This is a genomic window from Geomonas sp. (assembly GCF_035254065.1).
Taxonomy (GTDB): domain Bacteria; phylum Desulfobacterota; class Desulfuromonadia; order Geobacterales; family Geobacteraceae; genus Geomonas.
Genome location: NZ_DATFBA010000173.1, coordinates 1 through 21663, shown reverse-complemented (window position 1 = coordinate 21663; position 21663 = coordinate 1). Strand labels below are relative to the sequence as shown.

The following is a 21663-nucleotide window of genomic DNA, read 5'->3' as shown; positions in this document are numbered from 1 at the left end:
GGGAATGGCATCCGGGCGGGGGAGGCAAGCTCCCGCCGGCCGGGCCTTGGCCCCTTCGGCACCACTTAATGGTTGGATTGGCTTCCTTCCCGCGGCGGAAAAACCGTAACCGGCAAGCGGATTTCTGGGGTAGGAACACTGAAGTTGGCGGATTATACACATCCGCACTAGTAAATTCAATTGTAAAGCCAAAAAAATTAATGATAACGTTGTCTTGACCGACCGCTTTTTGTCGCCAAGCCGCGCCAGAGCTTAGGGCGGGATTACCTTGACTTTCATGATAAAGATGGTTAAATCATGCAAACCGGCGCCGTGAAGCCACGGGGCCGGGTCTTTTTTAACCCGAACATTCAAGGGCACAAAGGGGCCATATGCCGGTGATCCCCAAGGAACCGTTGGACTGGCTTGACCTGTTCCGCCAGCAGATGGACGAGCTCTTCCGCTACCTCTCCACCCTGGAGGGGCGCGAAGGATTCACGGAGAAGGAGATCACGCCGCTGGTCGACGTCTACGAGACGGCGGACTCGCTGGTGGTCGAGGTCGAGCTGCCGGGCTGCCGGCCCGGCGACATCTCTCTCAGCACCTGCTGCTCCACCCTGGTGGTGGAGGCGGCCGTCCGGGAGGAGACCGGGCCGGGGGTGAACTACATCTGCCTGGAGCGCGCCAACGGCCGCTTCTGCCGCACCATCGAGATCCCCCCCGGGGCCGATCTCGACCGGGGGCGGGCACGTTACCGGCAAGGGCTCTTGACCGTGGTCTTCCCCTGGTCCAGGGAGAGCAGGACGCACATACGGGAGATCCCGATTGAACAAGGAGACTGAGATGGAAAACAGGCAGGAAACCGAAGAACTCAACATACCGGACGTTCTGCCGTTGCTCCCCGTAAGGGACGTGGTTGTCTACCCCTACATGATTCTGCCGCTGTTCGTGGGGCGTGAGATCTCCATCAACGCCGTCGACTACGCGCTGTCCAAGGACCGGATGATCTTCCTGGCCACCCAGCGCGACGTGGGGGACGAGGAACCGACCCCGGAGGGGATCTACCAGGTCGGCACCGTGGCCATGATCATGCGCATGCTGAAGCTGCCGGACGGCCGGGTGAAGATCCTGGTGCAGGGGCTGACCAAGGCGCGGGTGGTCGAGTACCAGGCCGAGAAGCCCTTCTACTCGGTGCGCATCGAGCGGGTGGTGGAGCCGGCGGCCCAGGAGAACAGCCTGGAGGCCGAGGCGCTCATCCGCACGGTGAAGGAGGAGCTGGGCAAGATCGTGGCGCTCGGCAAGGCGGTCTCCCCCGAGGTGATGGTCATCGTCGAGAACATGCAGGAGCCGGGTGCCCTGGCCGACCTGGTGGCCTCCAACATCGGCCTGAAGGTCGAGGAGGCCCAGGGGCTTCTCGAGGTGATCGATCCCCTCGAGCGGCTTCGCAGGGTGAACGAGTACCTCAACAAGGAGAGCGAGCTCCTCAACATGCAGGCCCGCATCCAGTCCGCCGCCAAGGAGGAGATGGGGAAGAGCCAGCGCGAGTACTACCTGCGCGAGCAGCTGCGCGCCATCCAGCAGGAGCTGGGCGAGACCGACGCGCGGAGCGAGGAGATCGCGGAGCTCAGAAAATCCATCGAGAGCGCCAAGATGCCGCAGACGGTGGAGAAGGAGGCCCTCAAGCAGTTGGGCCGCCTGGAGCAGATGCATCCGGATGCCGCCGAGGCCGGCATGCTCAGGACCTACCTCGACTGGCTGGTGGACATCCCCTGGTCCAAGTCGACCAAGGACTCCCTGGAGATCAACCGCGCCTCCGACATCCTCAACGAGGACCACTACTTCCTGGAGAAGGTCAAGGAGCGCATCCTGGAGTTCCTGGCGGTCAGGAAGCTGAAGAAGAAGATGAAGGGCCCCATCCTCTGCTTCCTGGGCCCCCCGGGGGTCGGCAAGACCTCGCTCGGCAAGTCGATCGCGCGCGCCATGGGGAGGAAGTTCGTGCGCATCTCGCTGGGCGGGGTGCGCGACGAGGCCGAGGTACGCGGACACCGCCGCACCTACGTGGGGGCACTCCCCGGCCGCATCATCCAGGGGCTCAAGCAGGCGGGAAGCAACAACCCGGTCTTCATGCTGGACGAGCTCGACAAGCTGGGCTCCGACTTCCGCGGCGACCCGTCCTCGGCGCTTCTGGAGGTGTTGGACCCCGAGCAGAACAACAGCTTCTCAGACCACTACATAAACCTCCCCTTCAACCTCTCCAACGTGATGTTCATCGCCACGGCCAACCAGATCGACACGGTGCCGGGGCCCTTGAGGGACAGGATGGAGGTCATCCAGCTCTCCGGCTACACCGAGGAGGAGAAGCTCGGCATCGCCAAGCGCTACCTGGTGCCGCGCCAGATCAAGGAGAACGGCATCAGCGAGGAGATCGTCAGCTTCACCGATGACGCGCTGAAGACGGTGATCTCCAAGTACACCCGCGAGGCGGGGCTCAGGAACCTGGAGCGCGAGATCGGCAGCATCTGCCGGAAGGTGGCCAGGAAGGTGGCCGAGGGTCGCGAGAAGCACTTCACCATCGGTGCCGGTGCGGTCGCCAAGTACCTGGGGCCGCCCAAGTTCCTGCGCGAGGAGGAGATGGATAAGAACGAGGTCGGCGTGGTGACCGGCCTGGCCTGGACGCCCGTGGGCGGCGAGGTCCTCTTCGTCGAGGCGAGCGTCATGAAAGGGAAGGGGGGGATGACCCTGACCGGACAGCTGGGCGACGTGATGAAGGAGTCGGTGCAGGCCGCCCTTTCCTACATCCGCACCCGGGCGACCGACCTCCAGCTCGCGGAGGACTTCCTCTCCGGCCTGGACATCCACGTGCACGTGCCGGCCGGCGCCATCCCCAAGGACGGCCCCTCGGCAGGGGTCACCATGGCCACCGCCCTGGTCTCCGCCTTCACCAGGATACCGGTGAAAAAGGACGTGGCTATGACCGGCGAGATCACCCTGCGCGGCAAGGTGCTCCCCATCGGCGGCCTCAAGGAGAAGATCCTGGCGGCTGCCCGTCTGGGGGTAACCACCGTGGTGATACCTGTCCAGAATGCGAAGGACCTGGAGGACGTTCCCAAGACCATCCTCAAGAAGCTGAAGATCGTCACCGCCTCGACCATCGACGAGGTGCTGGCTGTGGCCCTGGAGAGCTATCCCCCGCCGGCGCCGCCGCAGCCCAAGCCGACCAAACCGCCCAAGGCGGACTCCTCCAAAGCCAAGATCGGCCGCGGCCGCATCGTGGTCCCTCCCGGCAAAGGCATCAGCGCGGAGGGTAAGGCTTGAAACTGGCCGAACTGGGCGAATTCGGCCTGATCGACAGGATCGCACAACAGGTCGCCGCGGCACCCTCGGTCCCCTTAGGGATCGGGGATGACGCGGCGGCCCTTCTCCCCACGCCCGAAAACCTTACCCTCATCACCTGCGACATGCTCCTCGAAGGGGTCCACTTCGATCTAAACTTCTGCGACCCGCACAGCCTGGGACGGAAGTCCCTGGCCGTCAACATCTCGGACCTGGCGGCCATGGGCGCCGTTCCGCGCCACTGCCTGCTGGGGATCGCGCTTCCGGCCGCCGTCCCGGTCGAGTTCATGGACGGCTTCATGACCGGGATGCTGGAGATGGCGGGAAGCTTTGGGGTGACGTTGGTGGGGGGAGATACCTGCGCCTCCAAGGGGGGGATAGCCATTTCCATCACCGCCCTGGGCGAGCAGCGCCCTGAGCGGGTCCTGAAGAGAAGCGGGGCGAAGGCGGGAGACCTGGTTTACGTGAGCGGGACGGTGGGGGATGCGGCGGCCGGGCTTAAGGAGTTGAGGAGCGGCAGGCGGGAAGGTTTCCTGGTCTCGCGGCAGCTTGACCCGACCCCGCGGGTGGCGGCCGGGGTGGCCGTTGCCGAGGCGGGACTGGCCAGCGCCATGATTGACGTGAGCGACGGCGTGCTCTCCGATCTCGGTCACATCTGCGAGATGTCCAAGGTCGCTGCCAGGGTCGAGCTGGCGCGGCTGCCGCTTTCCGACGAGTATCGCGCCCTGTGCGGCGACGATCTCTCCTTGGCCCTTTCCGGCGGGGAAGATTACGAGCTGTTGTTCTGCGTGCCTCAGGGAAGAGGTGAGGCGGTCGAGGAGCTGTTCGGCAGGCTGGGGCTGGCGGTGACCAGGGTCGGGGCGATCGTCGAAGGGAGCGGCATAGAGCTGGTGGCTGCCGACGGCTCTCTCCACCAGCCCGGCGCGCGAGGCTTCGATCACTTCGGTTAATTCTCGTCGGACCTGTCTGACCTGTCTGACTGGTCCGACGCTCTTAAATTTCCCCGCTGATCCTCACCGCCACCTTCCGCTCCCTCGGCCCGTCGAACTCGCAGAAGTAGACCGCCTGCCAGGTGCCCAGCAGCAGTTTCCCCCTGTCCACCAAAAGCCTCTCCGACGGGCCAACCAGGCTCGCCTTGATGTGGGCATCGGAGTTCCCTTCGGTGTGGGTGAAGTGGGGACCGTTGGGGACCAGACGGTCCAGCCAATGGGAGATGTCACGCTTTACCGCGGGGTCGGCACCCTCGTTCACGGTGACCGCGGCGGTGGTGTGCATCACGAACAGGTCGCAGTAGCCGCAGATCACCCTCGAGGATGCGATCAGGTCCTCCACGCGCGAGGTGATGTCGATCAGCTCGGTCCGCTCCCTGCTCTTGAGCTTTATATAGTGGATCATGGACTCCCTCCTGAGATCTTCATATCAATGGACACTACCTCAGCTCGCTCTCGCGAAGTTCCGTCTCATCTTTCCGAGGTACTTGTTGAGGGGGTTGTCGCGGGACAAAAACGGGAACACCGGCCGCCCTCGCGTCCCGAGGACCTGCAGCAGCTTCGCGATCTCCTCGTTCTCCCCGGCTCTTTGCCCCACCTCCAGGGCTCTGACCGCCTCTCTCCTTTTTCCCGCCACCAGGTAGATGATCCCCAGCCGCAGATAATGTTCCGTTTCCCTGGGCGCCATCCTCAACGCCTGGTAGCAGAGGGAGCTGGCGGCTCGGGTGTCGCCGGTGTGGTGCGCGAGGGCAAGCGCGTACAGGGAGAGGTTGTCTGCGCTACGGTCCCGCTCCAGCGCTTCCTGCAGGTAATGGTGAGCCAGCCGGTAGTTCCTGGCCTCCATCGCTTCCCTTCCCAGCTTGGAGAGTTCCCCCCCTCCCAGCCAGGCCAACTCCTCAAAAGTTACCGTGCTCATCGCTCATCTCCAATGAAAGTCAAACGCGATGCTTCTTAGTCTCGTATAACTATAGCATCTAGTTGGGACAAAGATATCTCCACGCTCATGGAAAGTGCCGAAGCTGCGAGTTAATTAAGGCGGCGCGCTTGACAAAAAAAAGCGATCTGTGGTCTAATCGCACCCTGTGGAAGAGTGTGCGTACATAGGACTGGGTACCAACCTGGGCGACCGCGAGCTGAACCTGTTGAGGGCGGTCGCCGAGCTGGGAAAACTTCCCGGCAGCCGGGTCACCGGACTGTCTCCCTTCTACGAGACCGAGCCGGTGGGTGGCGTGGCGCAGGACAACTTCTACAACGCCGTGGCGCGCCTTCAGACCTCGCTTTCCCCTGCCGACCTGCTGGAGCGGCTGAAGGAGGTCGAGGTCAAGGTTTTTCGGCGCGTTCCCTCCGGCCACTGGGGGCCGCGCAGCATGGATCTGGACATCCTTCTCTACGGGGCGCAGGTCCTCTCCGGTGAGCGGCTCACCATCCCGCACCCCCGCCTTGCCGAGCGTCGTTTCGTGCTGCAGCCGCTGGCCGATCTCGACCCCTCACTCAGGCATCCTTCCCTAGGCAAGACTATCGCCGAATTACTGGCCTCACTGACCACCGATGAGCGCGTGGTGAGGATTTAATAGAAAACCAACAACCCAAAGCGGAGGAAGTACATGAAGTTTTTTATCGACACAGCGGACGTGCGGGAGATTCGCGAGGCAAATGAACTTGGACTGGTTGACGGCGTAACCACCAACCCCTCCCTGATCGCGAAAAGCGGCCGGCGCTTCGAAGAGGTCATCAAGGAAATCACCGGGATCGTGGACGGCCCCATCTCGGCGGAAGTGATCTCCCTGGAGCATGACGGCATGATCTCCGAGGCACTGAAGCTTGCCGAGATCCACCCGAACATCGTGATCAAGCTCCCCATGACCGCAGAGGGTCTCAAGGCCACCAAGACCCTGCACGGCAAGGGGATCAAGACCAACGTCACCCTGATCTTCACCCCGATGCAGGCGCTTTTGGCCGCCAAGGCCGGCGCCACCTACGTCTCCCCGTTCGTGGGGAGGCTGGACGACATCTCCCAGGACGGCATGAACATCATCGGCGAGATCAGGAGCATCTTCGACAACTACGGGTTCGACACCGAGATCATCGTGGCCAGCATCAGGAACCCGGTGCACGTGCTCGACTCGGCGCTGATCGGCGCGGACATCTGCACCATCCCCTACAGCGTCATGCTGCAGCTCGCCAAGCACCCGCTCACCGATGCCGGCATCAAGAAGTTCCTGGAAGACTGGGAGAAGGTGCCGAAGTAAGCCCAACCCTTGATACCCTCTCCCGAAGGGGAGGGGCAGGGGAGGGGGGACGATGCCGCGCAGTGCCGGCGGAGTTGCCCACCCGGGGGACGCAGCATGAAGATCAACGTTGACCGGAAATAAGAAGGGCGGGTCTTGGACCCGCCCTTGCCGTTATCAGGGGAGATGTATGCGCCGCTGGCTTGCTACTCGGTGCTCCGCCTCCGCTGCAGCTTCACGTACACGAAGATGATGATCGAGCTGGCGATCAGCACGACGCCGAGAGCGTGGTGCGAGTACTTCATGATCAGCTCCTGGTTGCTGCCGATCACGTAGCCGATGCAGGTGAGCACGGTCACCCAGATGCCGGCCCCCAGCAGGGTGTACAGGGAGAACTTGACATGGTTCATCCCGGAGAGCCCGGCAGGAAGTGAAATCAGGTGACGCACCACGGGGAGCAGTCTGCCGATGAAGGTGGAGATTTCGCCGTGCTTCAGGAAGAACCCCTCCACCTTGGCGAACTTCTCCTCGGTGATCAGCACGTACTTGCCGTACTTGAGGAGCAGCGGCCGGCCGAGGTAGCGGGCGGCGAAGTAGTTCGCGTAGGCGCCGATCAGGCTGCCGATGGTGCCGCAGAGGATGGCGAAACCGGCATTCATCTGTCCCTGCTGGGCCAGGTAGCCAGCCGGCGGCATCACGAGTTCGCTGGGAATGGGGATCACCGAGCTCTCCATCGCCATCAGGATGAAGATGCCGGGATATCCCATCGCCCCGATGGTCCGTAACAGCCAATCGATTACTGCGTGCATGTACACTCCTCGTTTTTTCGTTGCCGGTAATCTTATACGGCAAAGTGGAAAAAGACGAACAAAAAATGACTGGGCGCTGTGACCCTTTAGTTAACACTCCCCCCGCCCCCTTGGGGGAGAGGGCTGGGGTGAGGGCGGAACTTTTCGGCACGTCGAGGAGCCCTCACCCGGCCTTCGGCCACCCTCTCCCCTGAAGGGGCGAGGGTAGGACAGACCATCATGATATTCAATAAGTAGGAGCGAGCAGTGAAAAAGCACCTATATATAACAGGGCACAAGAATCCGGATACCGATTCGGTGGCCTCGGCCATAGCCTATGCAGAACTTAAGCGCGCCCTGGGGCGCCAGCAGGTGACCGCCGCCATGGCCGGCGCGCTCAACCCGCAGACGACTTGGCTGCTGGGAAGGCTTGGCGTGGAGGCCCCGCTGTACCTGGCCGACGTCCACCCTAAGGTGCGCGACGTCGTCAACCGCAACCCGGTCTCGGTGCAGGCCAGCGCTCCGCTGCTGACCGCCCTCGAGCTTTTCCACCACAACAGCGTGCGCTCGCTGCCGGTGGTGAACGAGGAAGGATCTCCGGTGGGAGTCATCCCCCTCATCAAGATCGCGGAGCGGTCGCTCGCGACCGGTCCCCTTTCGCTCAGGGTGCTGAACGCCTCCCTGGCCACGCTGGCCGCCTGCCTGGAGGGGGAATTCCTGGCCGGCGGACCGGAGCCGGGGCTGGAGACCCTGCACCTGTTTGTGGGGGCCATGGCGGAGAACTCCTTTACCAGCAGGCTTGCCGGCTACGACCCGCGCAGCCTGGTGGTGGTCACCGGCGACCGCCGCAGCATCCAGATAGCCGCCATCGAGCGGGGCGTGCGCCTGCTGGTGGTGACCGGCGGTCTTTCCGTGGACGATGACGTGGTCCGGCTGGCCGCCGAAAAGGGGGTGGCCCTCATCTCCACCCCGCTGGATACCGCGGCCACCGTTTCCCGCGCGCGCCTCTCCACGCCGGCTGGCGAGTTGGCCGACCACGTCTTCGAGACCGTGGGGGTGGGCGAGCGTCTGGGGCGCCTGCGCGAGAAGCTGATGCACGCCTCGGCCGTCATCGCCATTGAGGACGACGGTACCCTGGCCGGGGTGGCCACCAAGTCCTCTCTGCTCGCGCCGCTCCCCTACGCCCTGATCCTGGTCGACCACAACGAGCTCTCCCAATCGGTGCCGGGCGCAGAGGAGCTGGAAATCGTGGAGGTGGTTGACCACCACAAGCTCGGCAACGCGCCGAGCAGCACACCGATCCCCTTCCTGACCGCGCCGGTGGGAAGTACCTGCACCATAGTCGCCTCCCTCTACGCAGAGCACGGGGTCACCCCGTCGTCCACCATAGCCGGGCTGCTGCTGGCCGGCATCCTCTCCGATACCGTGATCCTCAAGTCCCCCACCACCACCGAGCGCGACCGCAACGCGGTGAAGCGGCTCTCCGAGCTGGCGGGGCTCGACTACGAGGCGTTCGGCGCAGAGATCTTCGCCGCCTCCGGTGCCCTTTCCGGGTACGGCGGGCCCGAGGGGGTGGTCGGTTCCGATTTCAAGCTGTTCAGCCAGGGGGAGCACCGCTTCGGCGTTGGACAGGTCGAGGTCTTCGGTTTCGACGAGTTCAACTCGATGAAGGCCGAGCTGAGGTCCGCGCTCGCCTCGCTGCGGGAAAAGGAGTCGCTGGACCTGGCGGGGCTGATGGTTACCGACATCTCCACCGAGAGCACCATGTTCCTGATGGAAGGGGGGCAGCGCTTCGCCCGCTTCATGGGGTATCCCGAGCCGGAGCCGCAGATCTACGAGATGAAAGGTGTCATGTCGCGCAAGAAGCAGCTCGTGCCGCACATGATCAAGGTCCTGGGAGGCCGCTGAGATGGGGAACGCTTTCCTCGATAGGATAGCCGGGGAGGTCCTGGTCGGCGACGGGGCCATCGGGACCATGCTGTACGCCAAAGGGGTGGCGCTGGAGGCGAACTTCGAGCACCTCAACCTGGTCCGGCCGGAGCTCGTGCTGGCGCTGCACCGGGAGTACATCGACGCGGGCGCCCGGGTCATCGAGACCAACAGCTTCGGCGCCAACCTGGTCAAGCTCTCCGCCATTGGCCTCGGGGCCAAGGTGGCCGACATCAACCGGCAGGCAGCCGTGCTCGCCCGGCGCGCGGTGGACGGTCACCAGGTCTTCGTGGCCGGCTCCATAGGCCCGCTGGGGCGCGGCAAAGGCGAACTGTCCGAAGAGGAGATCCGCGACTGCTTCCGGGTGCAGGCCGCCGCTCTGGCCGAAGGTGGCGTTGATCTGTTGATGCTGGAGACCTTCGCGGAGCTGGAGGAGCTTGAGGTGGCCATCTCCGCCGCCAAAGAGACCGGCCTCCCCATTATCGCCAATCTGGCCTTCGGCGAGGGGGCCCGCCTGGCGGGAGGCATCGAGGCGGAAAGCGCTGCAATCCGGCTGGAGGCTGCGGGGGCGGACGTGATCGGCGCCAACTGCGGGGCCGGTCCGTTGCAGTTACTGGCCACCCTGAAACGGATGGCCGCCGTCACCTCCCTCCCCCTGGCCGCCTACCCCAACAGCGGCTTCCCCGAATACGTCGACGGACGCTACATCTACCGGACCACCCCCCAGTACTTCGCCGACATGGCCAAGGAAATGGTGGCCGCCGGCGCCAGCCTGGTGGGGGGCTGCTGCGGCACCACGCCCGAGCATATCCGGGGCATCGCCGCTGGCTTGGCCGGTCTGAAGCCGGTAGTCCGCACGGTAACCCGCGTGGAGAGCGACGCGGCGGGGACCGCATCGGCCGGCAGCGCCGGCGCGGGCTTTTTGGCCGGCTGGGGAACGCAGAAGGTGGTCACCGTGGAGCTGGACCCTCCCAAGGGGCTCGACTGCGCCAAGGTGCTCTCCGGCAGCCGCGCGCTGAAAGAGGCCGGGGCCGACGCCATCAATCTGGCCGAGAATCCGCTGGCGCGGGTGAGGATGGGGAACATCGCGCTTGCCTCCCTGATCCGCAATGAGGTCGGCATCGAGGTGATCGCCCACATCACCTGCCGCGACCGCAACCTGATTGGCCTGCAATCCGACCTGATGGGGGCGAGCCTTCTGGGGGTGACTTCCATCCTGGCGGTGACCGGCGACCCGGCGAGCCTGGGCGAGGAAGCGAGCGCTTCCTCCGTCTTCGACCTCAACTCTTTCTCGCTGATCAAGCTTCTGAGCGACCTCAACCGCGGCGTCAACGCGCTGGGGAGCCCGATCGGCACCGGCACCGGTTTCACCATCGGCGCCGCCTTCAACCCCAACGTCCAGAAGATGGAGGTGCAGGCGGCGAGGCTTGCCAAGAAGGTGGCCAACGGCGCCCAGTTCGCGCAGACCCAGCCGATCTACGACCTGGATCGGCTCGACCGCATGCTGGAGCTGACCGCCGAGCTGGGGATCCCCGTCCTTCCCGGTGTGCTGCCGCTGGTAAGCGGGCGCAACGCGGAATTCCTGCACAACGAGGTTCCGGGGATCGTGATCCCTGACGAGATCAGGGGGCGCATGGCCGGGAAGACCGGCGAGGAGGGAGTCAAGGAAGGGCTCGCCATCGCCAAGGAATTCATCGAGGCCGCCATGGAGAGGGCAGGGGGCTTCTACCTGATCCCGCCGTTCGGGAAGTACGAGATCGCGGTGGAGCTGGTGAAATTTATCAGAGGCAAAGACAAAAAGTTTAAAGCATGACCACAGAGGACACGGAGGTTTCGCAAAGGACACAGAGGAAAAGCTTATAAACTGGGGAAAAGCAGAACCGGGTAAAACAAAACTAGGTCTTTTCCTCGTTTTCCTCCGTGACCTCTGCGCATCCTCTGTGTCCTCTGTGGTCAAGCTTCTCCCGGTTTTAGATCATTTTTGACCTGCATCAATTCAAAATAACAGCAAGGAGGACACTATGAAGAAGGACATCCTCGAGAAGGGGGCGATTCTGCAGCGCGATCGGGAAACCTACGCCATCGCCCCGCACATCCCCGGCGGCTTCACCGACACGGCCACCCTCAGGAAGATCTGCGACGTGGCTGACAAGTACGGCCTGGACCTGAAGCTGACCTCGGCCCAGCGCATCGCCATGATCGGTGCCAAGGAGGAGGATCTGGACGCCATCTGGGCGGATCTCGCCCAGCAGCAGGGGGCTCCCATCGGCCTGTGCGTGAGGAGCGTGAGGATCTGCCCCGGCACCACCTACTGCAAGCGGGCCCTGCAGGATTCCCAGTCGCTCGGGCTCAAGATGGACGCGCTCTACCACTCCATGGAGCTACCCAACAAGATGAAGATGGGTGTCTCCGGCTGCGTCCTCTCCTGCGCTGAATCGTCCGTCAAGGACATCGGCGTGGTGGGGACGGTCAAGGGGTGGCGGATCCTGGTGGGTGGCAACGCCGGTGTGCGGCCTCGCCTGGGCGAGCTGCTGATCGATGACGTAGCTACCGAAGAGGAGACCCTGGCCATCGTGGCGCGGATCGTGGAGTTTTACAAGAACGCGCCCAAGAAGGAGCGGCTGGGAAAGATCGTTGAAGAGATGGGAATCGACGCCTTCCGGGCGGCGATCCTGGAGAAAAAGTCGTGCGAGAGCTGCGGTTGCGGGTGCCAGGCGGGATGATAGGCAAAGGAGTTCGTCGTGGCACTCATTGAAGACGCCATCTTTACCAGGATCAGGAACCGGGTCGGCAAGGCGATCGCCGACTACGACCTGATCTCCGACGGCGACCGGGTCGCCGTCGCGGTCTCCGGCGGCAAGGATTCCTACTCCATGCTGCACATGCTGGAGTTCCTGCGCCGGCGCGCGCCGGTCAAGTACGAGCTGGTCGCCATCAACATCGACTCCGGCTACCGTGGCTACCGTGCGGACATCATCGAGGAGCACCTGCAGGAGCACGGCTTCACCTATCACATGGAGAAGACGACGCACTACGACATCATCTCGGAGAAGCGCCGTCCCAATTCCTCCTACTGCTCCATCTGCGCAAGGCTCAAGCGCGGCACGCTCTACAGTAAGGCGAGGGAGTTGGGGTGCAACAAGCTCGCGCTCGGCCACCACATGGACGACTTCATCGAGACGCTGCTCCTGAACCAGTTCTTCGTCGGCTCGCTGAAGGCGATGGCCCCCAGCATGCTGGCCGACAACGGCGAGACCACCGTGATCAGGCCGCTGGTCTACGTCCCGGAGAGCGAGATCATCCCGTTCTCGCGCACAAACCGTTTCCCGGTCGTCTGCTGCTGCTGTCCGGTCTGCGGCAAAGCCGACTTGCAACGAAAGAAGATGAAGGAGTTGTTGGCCACCTTGGAGCGCGACAACCCCTTGGTGAAGAAGAGCCTCTTGAAGGCGCTTTCCAACGTGCATCCGAGGCATCTGCTCGACAAGGGCCTCACCAGGAACCCTTCCTGACGAAGATCCTCCACGATGTCCTTCACCGTCAGATATCCGCAGTAGATGACGATAAAGACCGCGACTACGACCATAGGTTCCATGTGAGCTACCTCCATTGTTTGATGATGGAAGGATAGCACCGGGGTGCGACAGAAAAAGTCGCAACTGATGCATCGCTCCCCCTCCCTAACCCTCCCCCTTCGGGAGAGGGTACTGTCGGACGTGGTTTAGGGTCATCAGGTGGATGCGCCGAAGGTATTTCAAAACGGAAGGTGACAAGGATGTCGGATAAAAAGGTGCAACGTTTCAGGCTGGCAGTGCAGTGGGGCTTTCTTCTCTTCTCGGTCTACCTCGGGGTGACCTTCTACCAGTTCGTTCTTCACTTCAGAAGCAACGCGCCGTTCGTGGAGCGGCCGGACGGGGTGGAGGCCTTCCTCCCCATCTCGGGTCTGATGAGCCTCAAGGTCTGGCTGGTGACCGGGCAGATCAGCGACATACATCCGGCCGCCCTGGTGATGTTCCTGGCGGCCATCCTGGTCTCGTTGCTCCTGAAGCGCTCCTTCTGCTCCTGGATCTGTCCCATCTCGACCTTCACCGAGATGCTCTGGAAGTCGGGCCAGGCGGTGCTCACCCGCAACTACCGGGTCTGGCACTGGCTGGACTGGCTGCTGCGGCCGATCAAATACCTGCTGCTCTCCCTCTTCATCATCTCCATCCTGATCGTGATGTCGCCGGCGGCGGTGAACTCGTTCCTGATGGACGACTTCAACAAGATTGCCGACGTGAAGATGCTGGACTTCTTCCTCAACCTGGGGGGGCTTGGTCTCTTCGTGATCACCTCGCTGCTGCTGCTTTCCTTCTTCTACCGCAACCCCTTCTGCCGGTTCCTCTGCCCCTACGGGGCGCTGCTCGGCCTGGTCTCCCGCCTTTCCCCCGTCAAGGTGGAGCGAAACGCCGGCGCCTGCATCTCCTGCGGCGGCTGCACCAAGGCCTGTCCCTCGCACATCGACGTCATGCACAAGGAGAGGGTCTGCTCGGAGGAGTGCATCGGTTGCCTGCGTTGCGTGAGCAGCTGTCCGAAACCGGAGGCGCTCAAACTGAAGGTCAGGGGGGGGAAGGTGGTCCCCGGGGTAGTGTTCGGGGTGCTGGTGCTGGTTGTCTTCGTAGGGAGCAGTCTTGTGGGGAGGGCGACCGGGCACTGGCACACCTCCGTCTCGCGCGGGGAGTACCAGGAGCTGATCTACAAGCTGGACAAGGCGAAGACGCCGGAGAAGATTGAGACCTTCCACTAGAGCACCCGCTCCCTTCGCCTTTTCCCTCTCCCCTAAAGGGGCGAGGGGGAGCTGGGAAGAGCTGGAAGAGATTCATACACGAAACGCGAAAGGGGACGGCATTGCTGCCGTCCCCTTTTTTGTCTCTATCTTCTGACCTTGCGTCCTACCCTTCTTCTTCCTCGCCCAGGGCGATGTCGCGGTAGGCCCGGTCTTCTTCGAAACGCTTGGTCTGGGCCTGCTGCTTCTCCAGGTCCGCCTTGCATTTCACGCAGTGGCGGGCAAAGGGGACGATCTTCAGCCTGCCGATCGGGATCTCCTCCTCGCACTCCTCGCAGATGCCGTACTCGCCTTCCTCGAGACGAAGCAGGGCCTCGTCGATGTTTTTCAGCTTCTCGCGCTCGCGGTCACCCAGGAGCAGGCCGAGCTCGCGGTCGCGCTCGCTGGAGGCCTGGTCGTAGATGTCGCCGCTGGGCTCGTTGACCGGGGCGTCCGAGCCCGACTTCACGGTCTTGTTGATTTCACGAAGCGTCTCCTCCTTCATCTTGAGGAGCATCGCTTTCATTTCATCGGGTTTTTCTGTCATATTAGAATTCACTCCTATTTGGCTAGCTTCAAAGCGTCGAAATAATACAGCAATGGAAAGGGTTGTCAAGTCAAAAGCCTACTCGACGATCTCCCCTATGAGGTCGTAATCAGACGAGTCTGTGATCTTCAGTCTGACTATGTCACCGACGTTGGCGTTTCCTGCCGTGATATAGACAAGGCCGTCCACATCCGGTGCCTGCCTCGACGAGCGCCCCTTCAAAAGAAGCTCCGTCTCCTCGCTGTACCCTTCGATCAGCACGTCCTCTTCACTGTCCACCAGGGTCCTGTTGTGCTTGAACGACACCCGCGCCTGGGTCCGCATCAGCTTCTTGTGGCGCTCCCTCTTGACCCTTTCCGAGACCTGGTCCGGCATCTCGGCGGCCGGGGTTCCCTCCTCGCGGGAATAGCAGAAGACACCCAGCCGGTCGAAGCGGGTCTCTTCCACGAACTGCAATAGCTTCTTGAAGTCGTCGTTGGTCTCGCCGGGGAAGCCGACGATCAGCGAGGTCCTGATGGCGATGTCGGGAATCTCGCTTCTCAGTTTGGCGATCAGGTCGCGGATCTGCTGTTCGTCGCTTCTGCGGGCCATCCTCTTCAGGACGGGGTCGCTGATGTGCTGGATCGGCAGGTCGAGGTACTTGCAGACCTTGGGCTCGTTCTTGATCAGCGAGATGAGCGAGTCAGTGACCCCGTCCGGATAAGCGTAGAGGAGCCTGATCCACTTGAGCCCCTCCAGTTTGGCGAGCTCGGTGACCAGCATCTCCAGGGTCGGCTTGTCGGCCAGGTCCCTGCCGTAGGCGGTGATGTCCTGGGCGATCAGGTTCAGTTCCTTCACCCCCCCTTCCACCAGTTGCTTCGCCTCGGACAGCAGCGTCGCGTACGGGCGCGAGCGGAGCGCGCCCCGCAGGGCCGGGATCACGCAGTAGGCGCAGTTGTTCGAGCACCCCTCGGCGATCTTCAGGTAGGCGGTGTAGTGGGGCGACGACTGCAGGCGGGGGAGCTCGTCGTTGTAGACGAAGTTGGGGTCCCCCGTGTAGCAGAGCTGGTCGGAGGTGGTCTTCTTCTCGGCGATGATCTCCGCGATGCGCGGGTAGTCGCCGGTGCCGATGAAGATGTCGACCTCGGGGAGCTCCTTGGCGAGTTCCTCCTGGTAGCGTTGCGGCAGGCAGCCGGTCACGATCAACATCTTGCAGCGGGCGTCGTGCTTTCTGTCCGCCAGGTCCAAGATGGTGTCGATGCTCTCCTGCTTGGCTTCCTTGATGAAGGAGCAGGTGTTGACCACGATGATGTCCGCCTGCGTCTCGTCGGTGGTCACCTCGTACTCTTCCTTGGACAGGTACCCCAGCATGACCTCGGCGTCCACCAGGTTCTTCGGGCAGCCCAGGCTGACCAGACTTACTTTTTGCTTAATCTTCTCGTTCAAAAATCCCCCAAAAGGTTCTGATTAGCTCCTGAAGTTCACGTACTGCATGTCGATGTCGAGGTCCTTGGCCTTCAGGGCCTTGATGACATCCTGCAGATCGTCGATGTTCTTGCCGGTGACCCGGACCTGGTCATCCTGGATCTGGGCCTGGACCTTCAGCTTGGTCTCCTTGATGATGGCGATGATGTCCTTCGCCTTCTCCTTGGGGATCCCCATCTGCAGGTTGATCATCTGGCGCACCATGCCGCCGGAGGCCTGCTCGGCCTTGCCGTACTGGAGAGCCTTGGGCGAGATGTTGCGCTTGACGAACTTGGACTGGAGGATGTCGATGATCGCCTTCAGCTTGTAGTCGTCGTCGGCGAGCACCTTGATGGCTTCCTTCTCCATGGTGACCTCGCTCTTGGTCCCTTTGAAGTCGTAGCGCTGGGTGATCTCCTTGACGGTCTGGTTGACCGCGTTGTCGACCTCCTGCATGTCCACCTTGGAAACGATGTCGAATGACGGCATGGTATATACCTCCTCAACCGGAATTGTATTGGGTTCGAACCCCATCCTCACCCTGTCCCTCCCCTTGAAGGGGAGGGGATGTTAGAGGAGCTGTTCCTGAACTGATGATCTGCCGCTACTACGTCCCCCCCTTGATAAAGGGGGGACAGGGGGGATTGCTCTTGGCTTTTCAGCCTCCCACTATTTGTTTTTGACCACTTCCACCCCCGCGGGGATCTTGAAGGTGAACTTGCTGCTGTCCATCCCCTTGTTGGTCTTCACATTGCTGTAGTCGATCCGGGTGGTGTTGCCCCCCTGGTCGAAAACGGTGGAGGAGACGATCGGGAAGGGGGTGCTCGGCTGGCCGTGCGAGATCAGCTGCTCCACCGCGGAGGCCTCGATCACCAGCTGCAGCTTGGCCAGCGCCGGGCTCTTCTTCTTGGGGGTCAGCTCGAGGACGTAGTTCCCCTGGGCGTCACGCGGCTTGTCGGCGAAGGTGATGCTGAAATCCTTGGAGACGTGCCCGAGCCCTGCCAGGTAGTTGAGGGCCACGTTCCCCTCCTCGAACATCTGGGAGATATCCATCACCATGACCTGCTTCTGGTCCGGCAGGTAATACCAGACCTTCTTGCCGTTGGAGACGATCTGCTGCTTGGGCTTCGTATAGTTGAAGCGGAACATGGCGTCCCTGGCGCTTCCCTTCTTGATGAAGAGCTCGCCGCCCCCCTTCTCCTCGCGCTTCATCGCCCTAATGGTGCTCCGCTGGCTGAAGTCGGCCTTGAGGTCGTTGAGGGTGGCGTATCCCTGCTCCAGGGTCTTGACCACCTGGGAGAGTTCGGCGGCCAGGCTGAAGGTGGCGGTGGCGGCGATGAAAAGCAGGGAGCTGAAGACGATTCTGGCGACTTTCATTCGGTTACCCCTCTAAAAGTTGTGAAGGCGACCTGCCTCGCTGTCGCCTTCGTCCTCGTCACTATGTTTGCCGCCTTCGCCGTCTGCCTTGCCATGGCGGCGAAAGGGTCCCGCATCAGCTTGACCGGTGATTCTGCCACACAACCCCGGTTCTGGCAAGCAGTTTTCATTTCCCCCGGGGCGCCCTTTGCTGCCGGCCAGGGGCTCATTTTCACTTGAGGGCGCTCATCATGGCGGGGATGGAGTCGGGGGCGGGCATCAGGAAGAGGCTGCCGCCGCAGAAGGTGTCACAGATGGAGAAGACGGTGTCCACCATGAACACCGGCTCCTTCCCGCAGCTGCGGTCGACCACCAGTGGGAGCACCTGGGCCGCCTCTCCCGAGACCAGGGTGGGGACCGAGGGGAGCAGGGTCATCTTCAGCAAAAGCCCCAGCGCGTTCAGGCAGGCGGAGGCCAGGATGTTGCCGACCTCCTTGAGGGTGGAGACCTCCATCTCGTTCAGCGGCCCGGCACTCTCCCCGCCCCCCAGCAGCAGTTCCAGCATGCGGCGCGCGTCGGCCTCCTTGAGCAGGATGACGATGCTCCCCCGCACGTTCCCCAGGATCTGCAGGTGGAGCGCCCGCACCGGCTCGTCGCAAAGCGACGCGCAAATCTCCGGTCCCTCGACCACCTGCAGCCGGGGCGCCTGGATCGCTACCCCCTTCCCCATCAGCTGGGAAAGGGCGGTGGCCGCATGCGCCATCCCGATGTTGCAGGCCTCGGTGAGTGCGTCGAGTTCGGCGTGCTGCGCAAAGCCGGTGGCCATCGTTGAGCTCCTTGGCAGTTACGGCGAGGGTAGCCGGAGAAACGGCAAAGTCGGAACTAAGTTTACAGCAGGTCGGCGATATCCAAAATGGTTACCACCTCGCCGTCACCCAGAATGGCCCCGCCGGCCAGACCGTGCAGCCTGGAGAGCGGCCTCCCCAAGGGCTTCACGAAAAGCTCGTGCTGTCCCAGGAGCCGGTCCACCACCAGGCCGACCCGCCGCCCCTTGGCCTCGGTCACGAACAGCGGCACGATGCCGCTCGGGAAGCGCCCGAGCGGCAGCCCCAGCACGCGGTTCAGGCTCAAGAGCTGGATCGGCTCGTCGTCCAGGTGGAAGACCTGCCGCTTCCCCACGGTCTCCACCTGCTCGCGCCTGAGCTCCACGGTGCGGTGCACGACGGTGACCGGCACCCCCATCTTGATCGGTCCGCACTGCACGATCAGGGCATGGATGATGGCGATGGTCATCGGCAGCCTGAGGGTGAACCGGCTCCCCACCCCTGGCTCCGAGTCGATGGCGAGCGTTCCCCCCAGTTTCTGGATGGAGGCGTTGACCGCGTCCATCCCGACCCCACGGCCGGAGACGTCGGTGACCTCCTTGGCGGTCGAGAAGCCGGGGATGCAGGAGAGCATCAGCGCCTGGCGGGGCGACAGCCGCTCCGATTCCTCCTGGCTGATGAACCCCTTCTCGAGGGCTGCCTGGATGATGCGGGAAGGCTCCATCCCCCGCCCGTCGTCGCTCACCGTGATGAGCACCCGGTCCCGGTCGCGCGCGACGGAGAGCTTCACCAGGCCCCGGGCCGGCTTGCCGGCGGAGAGCCGCTCCTGGGAGGGCTCCAGGCCGTGGTCCACCGCGTTTCTCAACAGGTGGTTCAAAGGGTCGATCAGCTGCTCGAGGATGCCGCGGTCCAGGCCGATCTCGCGCCCCTCCAGCTCGAAGTGGAGCTCCTTGCCGCTTCGCTTGGCCAGGGTGCGCACCGAGCGCTGGAAGCGGTCGGCGATCATCTCGAAGGGCATCAGGCGCACCTTCATGACCTCGTCGTGCAGGGAGCGCAAAAGCTTGCCGGTGTCGGAGACCGCCTCGTGGAGGCGCGGGGAGTCCAGTTCCTTGCCGATGTTGAGCAGGCGGTGCTTGTTGGTGATCAGCTCGCCGGTCAGGTTGATCAGGTGGTCGAGGAGCTCGGTCCGCACCCGTACCGTGATCAGTTCGCCCGCCGGCTCCTTCTCACCCGCGGCGGCAACGCCACGTCCCTCAGTGGCCTGCGCATCCTCGGCCGGCGCTGCCGTTCCCTGCGGACGCTCAACCTCCGCCGGATCGGTCGTCGCGGCGGGTGAGCCGGGCTCCCCTGCTCCGGACCCTGCCGGTTGCGCGCCTGACGGGGCGCTGGCGGCTTCGGGTGCTGCCGGGGCATAGCCGGAGAGTCTCTGTGGGTAATCGCCCACCGGGCGCCTGGGGTCGAGATCTGCCTCCACGTCGCTCAAAAGCCCCTCGATCAGGTCCGCGCCTTCCAAAAGCAGGTCGGCGACCCCCGCGTCGAAGCGAAGCCCCTGGTCGCGCACCCGGATCATCAGGTCTTCCATGGCGTGGGCCACGGTGACCACCTCCCGGTAGTCCATGGAGGCGGCCATCCCCTTCATCGAGTGGGCGGCCCGGAACAGGGCATCGATGGCGGCGCGGTCCCCGGGCGCCTGCTCCAGGGCGACCACCGTCTGCCCGATGCTCTTCAGGTACTCCCTGCTCTCCGAGAGGAAGAGGTTTTTGTACTGCGACATGTCCATCGATTAGCCTTCAGCCACTTCCTTGATGACCCGGGCCACCAGCTCCGGGTTGAACGGTTTCACGATGAAGGCCTTGGCACCCGCCTCGGCGGCGGCGGTGGTCAGCGACTCCTGACCCATGGCGCTGCACATCACCACCCGCGCAGCCGGGTCCAGGGCCATGATGTCCTTGAGCGCCTCGATCCCGGTCTTGTTGGGCATCACTATGTCCAGCGTGGTCAGCTCCGGCCGGAACTCCCTGAACTTGGCCACCGCCTCCTCGCCGTCGGACGCCTCCGCCACCACCTCGTACCCCTCCTCCTCCAGGATGTCGCGCAGCATCTTGCGCATGAAGAGCGAGTCGTCGACTATCATGACCGTCATGGCCATCTGGTACCTCCGTGCCTGATCTATAGGTCCCTCAGAGCCCCTGCTCCAGAGCGAACACCAGCGTTTCGAGTGTGAGCAGGCGGAACTCCCCCTGCTCGGTCTGTAGGACTGCCGCCGTGAGCGGGTCGTCCCCCGGCGCCTGATCGAGCACCGCCTCCCGGGGGAGGATGGCCCACACTCCCTCGACCAGCAGCGCCAGGTGGGCGCCCCTGGTGTCCAGCACCAGCACCTTTCCCTCCCGGCTCCGGCTCTCCCGCCCCAGGTAGCGCGAAAGGTCGACCAGGGCGGTCAGGGTGCCGTGGAAGTTCAACAGCCCCAGGAAGTGACGGGGGGCGCGCGGGCAGGGGAAGGAGTCCTGGGGCTCCATCACCTCGCTGATCTCTCTCAGCCTGAAGGCGAAACCCTCCCCCGCGGCCTGAAAAAGCAGAAAGCGCTCCTCTTCCATCACGCCTGTTCCCCGCTTTCCTCCGCATGGGCGAGCTGGAACCTCTCCACCGAGGAAAGGAGCGACTCGGCCAGCTTGGCGAGTTCCTGGGTCTGGAAGACCATCTCCTGCATGGCGGCCGACTGCTGCTCGGTGGCCGCGGAGACCTCCTCGGTGGAGGCGGCGTTGTCCTCGGCGACCTTGGCGATCTCGTCCACCATGGAGACCATCTTGCCCGCCCCCTCGGTCTGCATCTGGGAGAGGTCGGCGATGGAGTTGGCCTTGCGTTCGGTCTCGATGACGGTGGAGAGGATCTGCTTGAAGGACTCCACCGTGGTGTCGATGTTCTTCTTGCCGGCCACGATGCTTCTGGAGCTCTCGGTGATGGTCTCCTGGACCTTCTGGCTCTCCACCTTGACCAGGTCGATCATCTCCAGGATGTCGGTGGCCGACTTGGCGCTGCCGTCGGCCAGTTTCCTGACCTCCTCGGCCACCACGCCGAACCCCTTGCCGTACTCGCCGGCCCGGGCCGCCTCGATGGAGGCGTTAAGCGCGAGCAGGTTGGTCTGCCGGGCCATCTCCACGATGAAGTCGGCGATCTTGCCCACCTGCTGCAGCTTGGAGTTGAGGTCCATGAACTGCATGCTGATCAGCTCCACGGAGTCGAAGAAGCTCTTCATCCGCTCCAGCGAGTCGTTGGCCAGCTCGTCGCCGCGCTGGGCGGTGAAGCTCGTGTCGCGGGCGGCCTTGGCGGTCTCCTTGGCGCGGCGGGCCACCAGGTCCACCGAGATGGCCATCTCGTGGATGACCTTGGAGGTCTTGGTCACCATCTCCGCCTGGTTCTCGGCGCCGCGCGAGATCTGCTCGACCGCC

General features: G+C 63.4%; 22 protein-coding genes. 10 read left to right on the top strand and 12 right to left on the bottom strand.

Going from position 1 to position 21663, the window contains the following annotated elements; genetic code table 11:
* Positions 1-371: 371 nt before the first annotated feature.
* The 3 genes from VJ604_RS08460 to thiL are packed head-to-tail and all read left to right on the top strand — an operon-like array spanning position 372 to position 4262.
* Complete coding sequence (locus tag VJ604_RS08460; protein ID WP_324081553.1) at positions 372-821, top strand: Hsp20/alpha crystallin family protein; 450 nt, start codon at positions 372-374, stop codon at positions 819-821.
* Between the two features lies 1 nt (position 822).
* Positions 823-3294 carry an endopeptidase La gene (lon, locus tag VJ604_RS08455; protein ID WP_324081551.1) on the top strand — a complete coding sequence of 824 codons (2472 nt, stop codon included), beginning with the start codon at positions 823-825 and terminating at the stop codon, positions 3292-3294.
* Complete coding sequence (gene thiL, locus VJ604_RS08450; RefSeq protein WP_324081549.1) at positions 3291-4262, top strand: thiamine-phosphate kinase; 972 nt, start codon at positions 3291-3293, stop codon at positions 4260-4262. The genes lon and thiL overlap by 4 nt, the downstream gene beginning before the upstream one ends.
* A gap of 43 nt (positions 4263-4305) precedes the next feature.
* Here thiL and VJ604_RS08445 read toward each other — a convergent pair whose 3' ends face one another.
* Positions 4306-4707: a secondary thiamine-phosphate synthase enzyme YjbQ gene (locus tag VJ604_RS08445; protein ID WP_324081547.1), complete on the bottom strand. Its 402-nt coding sequence runs from the start codon at positions 4705-4707 to the stop codon at positions 4306-4308.
* 39 nt (positions 4708-4746) lie between these two features.
* A complete protein-coding gene (locus VJ604_RS08440) occupies positions 4747-5217 on the bottom strand; it encodes a tetratricopeptide repeat protein (RefSeq protein ID WP_324081546.1) in 471 nt (156 codons plus the stop codon).
* Between the two features lie 166 nt (positions 5218-5383).
* On the opposite strand from VJ604_RS08440, the gene folK reads away from it, so the two are divergent.
* The gene (gene folK / locus VJ604_RS08435) at positions 5384-5872 is read left to right on the top strand and encodes a 2-amino-4-hydroxy-6-hydroxymethyldihydropteridine diphosphokinase (RefSeq protein ID WP_324081544.1); all 489 of its coding nucleotides are present in this window, start codon (positions 5384-5386) and stop codon (positions 5870-5872) included.
* Between the two features lie 33 nt (positions 5873-5905).
* Entirely contained in the window at positions 5906-6550 is a 645-nt protein-coding gene (fsa, locus tag VJ604_RS08430) for a fructose-6-phosphate aldolase (protein WP_324081543.1), read from the top strand.
* A 185-nt stretch (positions 6551-6735) separates the two neighbouring features.
* Here fsa and VJ604_RS08425 read toward each other — a convergent pair whose 3' ends face one another.
* Positions 6736-7338: a DedA family protein gene (locus tag VJ604_RS08425; protein ID WP_324081540.1), complete on the bottom strand. Its 603-nt coding sequence runs from the start codon at positions 7336-7338 to the stop codon at positions 6736-6738.
* A gap of 246 nt (positions 7339-7584) precedes the next feature.
* Here VJ604_RS08425 and VJ604_RS08420 point away from each other — a divergent pair, with 246 nt between their 5' ends.
* From VJ604_RS08420 to VJ604_RS08400, 5 genes are all read left to right on the top strand, one after another.
* Complete coding sequence (locus tag VJ604_RS08420; RefSeq protein WP_324081538.1) at positions 7585-9225, top strand: putative manganese-dependent inorganic diphosphatase; 1641 nt, start codon at positions 7585-7587, stop codon at positions 9223-9225.
* A 1-nt stretch (position 9226) separates the two neighbouring features.
* Entirely contained in the window at positions 9227-11059 is a 1833-nt protein-coding gene (locus VJ604_RS08415) for a bifunctional homocysteine S-methyltransferase/methylenetetrahydrofolate reductase (protein ID WP_324081536.1), read from the top strand.
* A gap of 208 nt (positions 11060-11267) precedes the next feature.
* Complete coding sequence (locus tag VJ604_RS08410; RefSeq protein ID WP_324081534.1) at positions 11268-11969, top strand: ferredoxin-like domain-containing protein; 702 nt, start codon at positions 11268-11270, stop codon at positions 11967-11969.
* An 18-nt stretch (positions 11970-11987) separates the two neighbouring features.
* Complete coding sequence (ttcA, locus tag VJ604_RS08405) at positions 11988-12755, top strand: tRNA 2-thiocytidine(32) synthetase TtcA (RefSeq protein WP_324081532.1); 768 nt, start codon at positions 11988-11990, stop codon at positions 12753-12755.
* 263 nt (positions 12756-13018) lie between these two features.
* Positions 13019-14029 (top strand): 4Fe-4S binding protein, encoded by a 1011-nt coding sequence (locus VJ604_RS08400; protein WP_324081530.1) that lies wholly within the window; start codon positions 13019-13021, stop codon positions 14027-14029.
* 145 nt (positions 14030-14174) lie between these two features.
* On the opposite strand, the gene VJ604_RS08395 is transcribed toward VJ604_RS08400, so the two are convergent.
* The 9 genes from VJ604_RS08395 to VJ604_RS08355 form a co-directional block, all read right to left on the bottom strand.
* On the bottom strand, positions 14175-14594 hold the full coding sequence (locus VJ604_RS08395; protein ID WP_324081527.1) for a TraR/DksA family transcriptional regulator: 420 nt from the start codon (positions 14592-14594) through the stop codon (positions 14175-14177).
* Between the two features lie 78 nt (positions 14595-14672).
* Positions 14673-16019 (bottom strand): 30S ribosomal protein S12 methylthiotransferase RimO, encoded by a 1347-nt coding sequence (rimO, locus tag VJ604_RS08390; RefSeq protein ID WP_324081526.1) that lies wholly within the window; start codon positions 16017-16019, stop codon positions 14673-14675.
* A gap of 21 nt (positions 16020-16040) precedes the next feature.
* Positions 16041-16526 (bottom strand): YajQ family cyclic di-GMP-binding protein, encoded by a 486-nt coding sequence (locus VJ604_RS08385; RefSeq protein WP_324081521.1) that lies wholly within the window; start codon positions 16524-16526, stop codon positions 16041-16043.
* Positions 16527-16706: 180 nt separating this feature from the next.
* On the bottom strand, positions 16707-17414 hold the full coding sequence (locus VJ604_RS08380; protein WP_324081518.1) for a LolA family protein: 708 nt from the start codon (positions 17412-17414) through the stop codon (positions 16707-16709).
* 211 nt (positions 17415-17625) lie between these two features.
* Positions 17626-18219 (bottom strand): chemotaxis protein CheC, encoded by a 594-nt coding sequence (locus VJ604_RS08375; RefSeq protein WP_324081517.1) that lies wholly within the window; start codon positions 18217-18219, stop codon positions 17626-17628.
* 62 nt (positions 18220-18281) lie between these two features.
* Positions 18282-19991 (bottom strand): chemotaxis protein CheA, encoded by a 1710-nt coding sequence (locus tag VJ604_RS08370; RefSeq protein ID WP_324081514.1) that lies wholly within the window; start codon positions 19989-19991, stop codon positions 18282-18284.
* Between the two features lie 9 nt (positions 19992-20000).
* Positions 20001-20366, bottom strand: coding sequence for a response regulator (locus VJ604_RS08365; RefSeq protein WP_324081512.1), 366 nt, complete (start codon positions 20364-20366; stop codon positions 20001-20003).
* A gap of 31 nt (positions 20367-20397) precedes the next feature.
* Positions 20398-20811: a chemotaxis protein CheW gene (locus VJ604_RS08360; RefSeq protein WP_324081510.1), complete on the bottom strand. Its 414-nt coding sequence runs from the start codon at positions 20809-20811 to the stop codon at positions 20398-20400.
* Positions 20811-21663, bottom strand: an 853-nt coding sequence (locus tag VJ604_RS08355) for a methyl-accepting chemotaxis protein (RefSeq protein ID WP_324081508.1), incomplete at its 5' end; no start/stop codon positions are given. The genes VJ604_RS08355 and VJ604_RS08360, both read right to left, overlap by 1 nt.

Coding starts and splice junctions, on each gene's coding strand:
- VJ604_RS08365 (WP_324081512.1), bottom strand. CDS start 20,366: ATGGCCATGACGGTCATGATAGTCGACGACTCGCTCTTCATGCGCAAG.
- VJ604_RS08375 (WP_324081517.1), bottom strand. CDS start 18,219: ATGGCCACCGGCTTTGCGCAGCACGCCGAACTCGACGCACTCACCGAG.
- VJ604_RS08385 (WP_324081521.1), bottom strand. CDS start 16,526: ATGCCGTCATTCGACATCGTTTCCAAGGTGGACATGCAGGAGGTCGAC.
- VJ604_RS08370 (WP_324081514.1), bottom strand. CDS start 19,991: ATGTCGCAGTACAAAAACCTCTTCCTCTCGGAGAGCAGGGAGTACCTG.
- VJ604_RS08460 (WP_324081553.1), top strand. CDS start 372: ATGCCGGTGATCCCCAAGGAACCGTTGGACTGGCTTGACCTGTTCCGC.
- VJ604_RS08445 (WP_324081547.1), bottom strand. CDS start 4,707: ATGATCCACTATATAAAGCTCAAGAGCAGGGAGCGGACCGAGCTGATC.
- VJ604_RS08440 (WP_324081546.1), bottom strand. CDS start 5,217: ATGAGCACGGTAACTTTTGAGGAGTTGGCCTGGCTGGGAGGGGGGGAA.
- VJ604_RS08395 (WP_324081527.1), bottom strand. CDS start 14,594: ATGACAGAAAAACCCGATGAAATGAAAGCGATGCTCCTCAAGATGAAG.
- fsa (WP_324081543.1), top strand. CDS start 5,906: ATGAAGTTTTTTATCGACACAGCGGACGTGCGGGAGATTCGCGAGGCA.
- VJ604_RS08415 (WP_324081536.1), top strand. CDS start 9,227: ATGGGGAACGCTTTCCTCGATAGGATAGCCGGGGAGGTCCTGGTCGGC.
- VJ604_RS08410 (WP_324081534.1), top strand. CDS start 11,268: ATGAAGAAGGACATCCTCGAGAAGGGGGCGATTCTGCAGCGCGATCGG.
- VJ604_RS08425 (WP_324081540.1), bottom strand. CDS start 7,338: ATGCACGCAGTAATCGATTGGCTGTTACGGACCATCGGGGCGATGGGA.
- VJ604_RS08360 (WP_324081510.1), bottom strand. CDS start 20,811: ATGGAAGAGGAGCGCTTTCTGCTTTTTCAGGCCGCGGGGGAGGGTTTC.
- VJ604_RS08380 (WP_324081518.1), bottom strand. CDS start 17,414: ATGAAAGTCGCCAGAATCGTCTTCAGCTCCCTGCTTTTCATCGCCGCC.
- VJ604_RS08400 (WP_324081530.1), top strand. CDS start 13,019: ATGTCGGATAAAAAGGTGCAACGTTTCAGGCTGGCAGTGCAGTGGGGC.
- lon (WP_324081551.1), top strand. CDS start 823: ATGGAAAACAGGCAGGAAACCGAAGAACTCAACATACCGGACGTTCTG.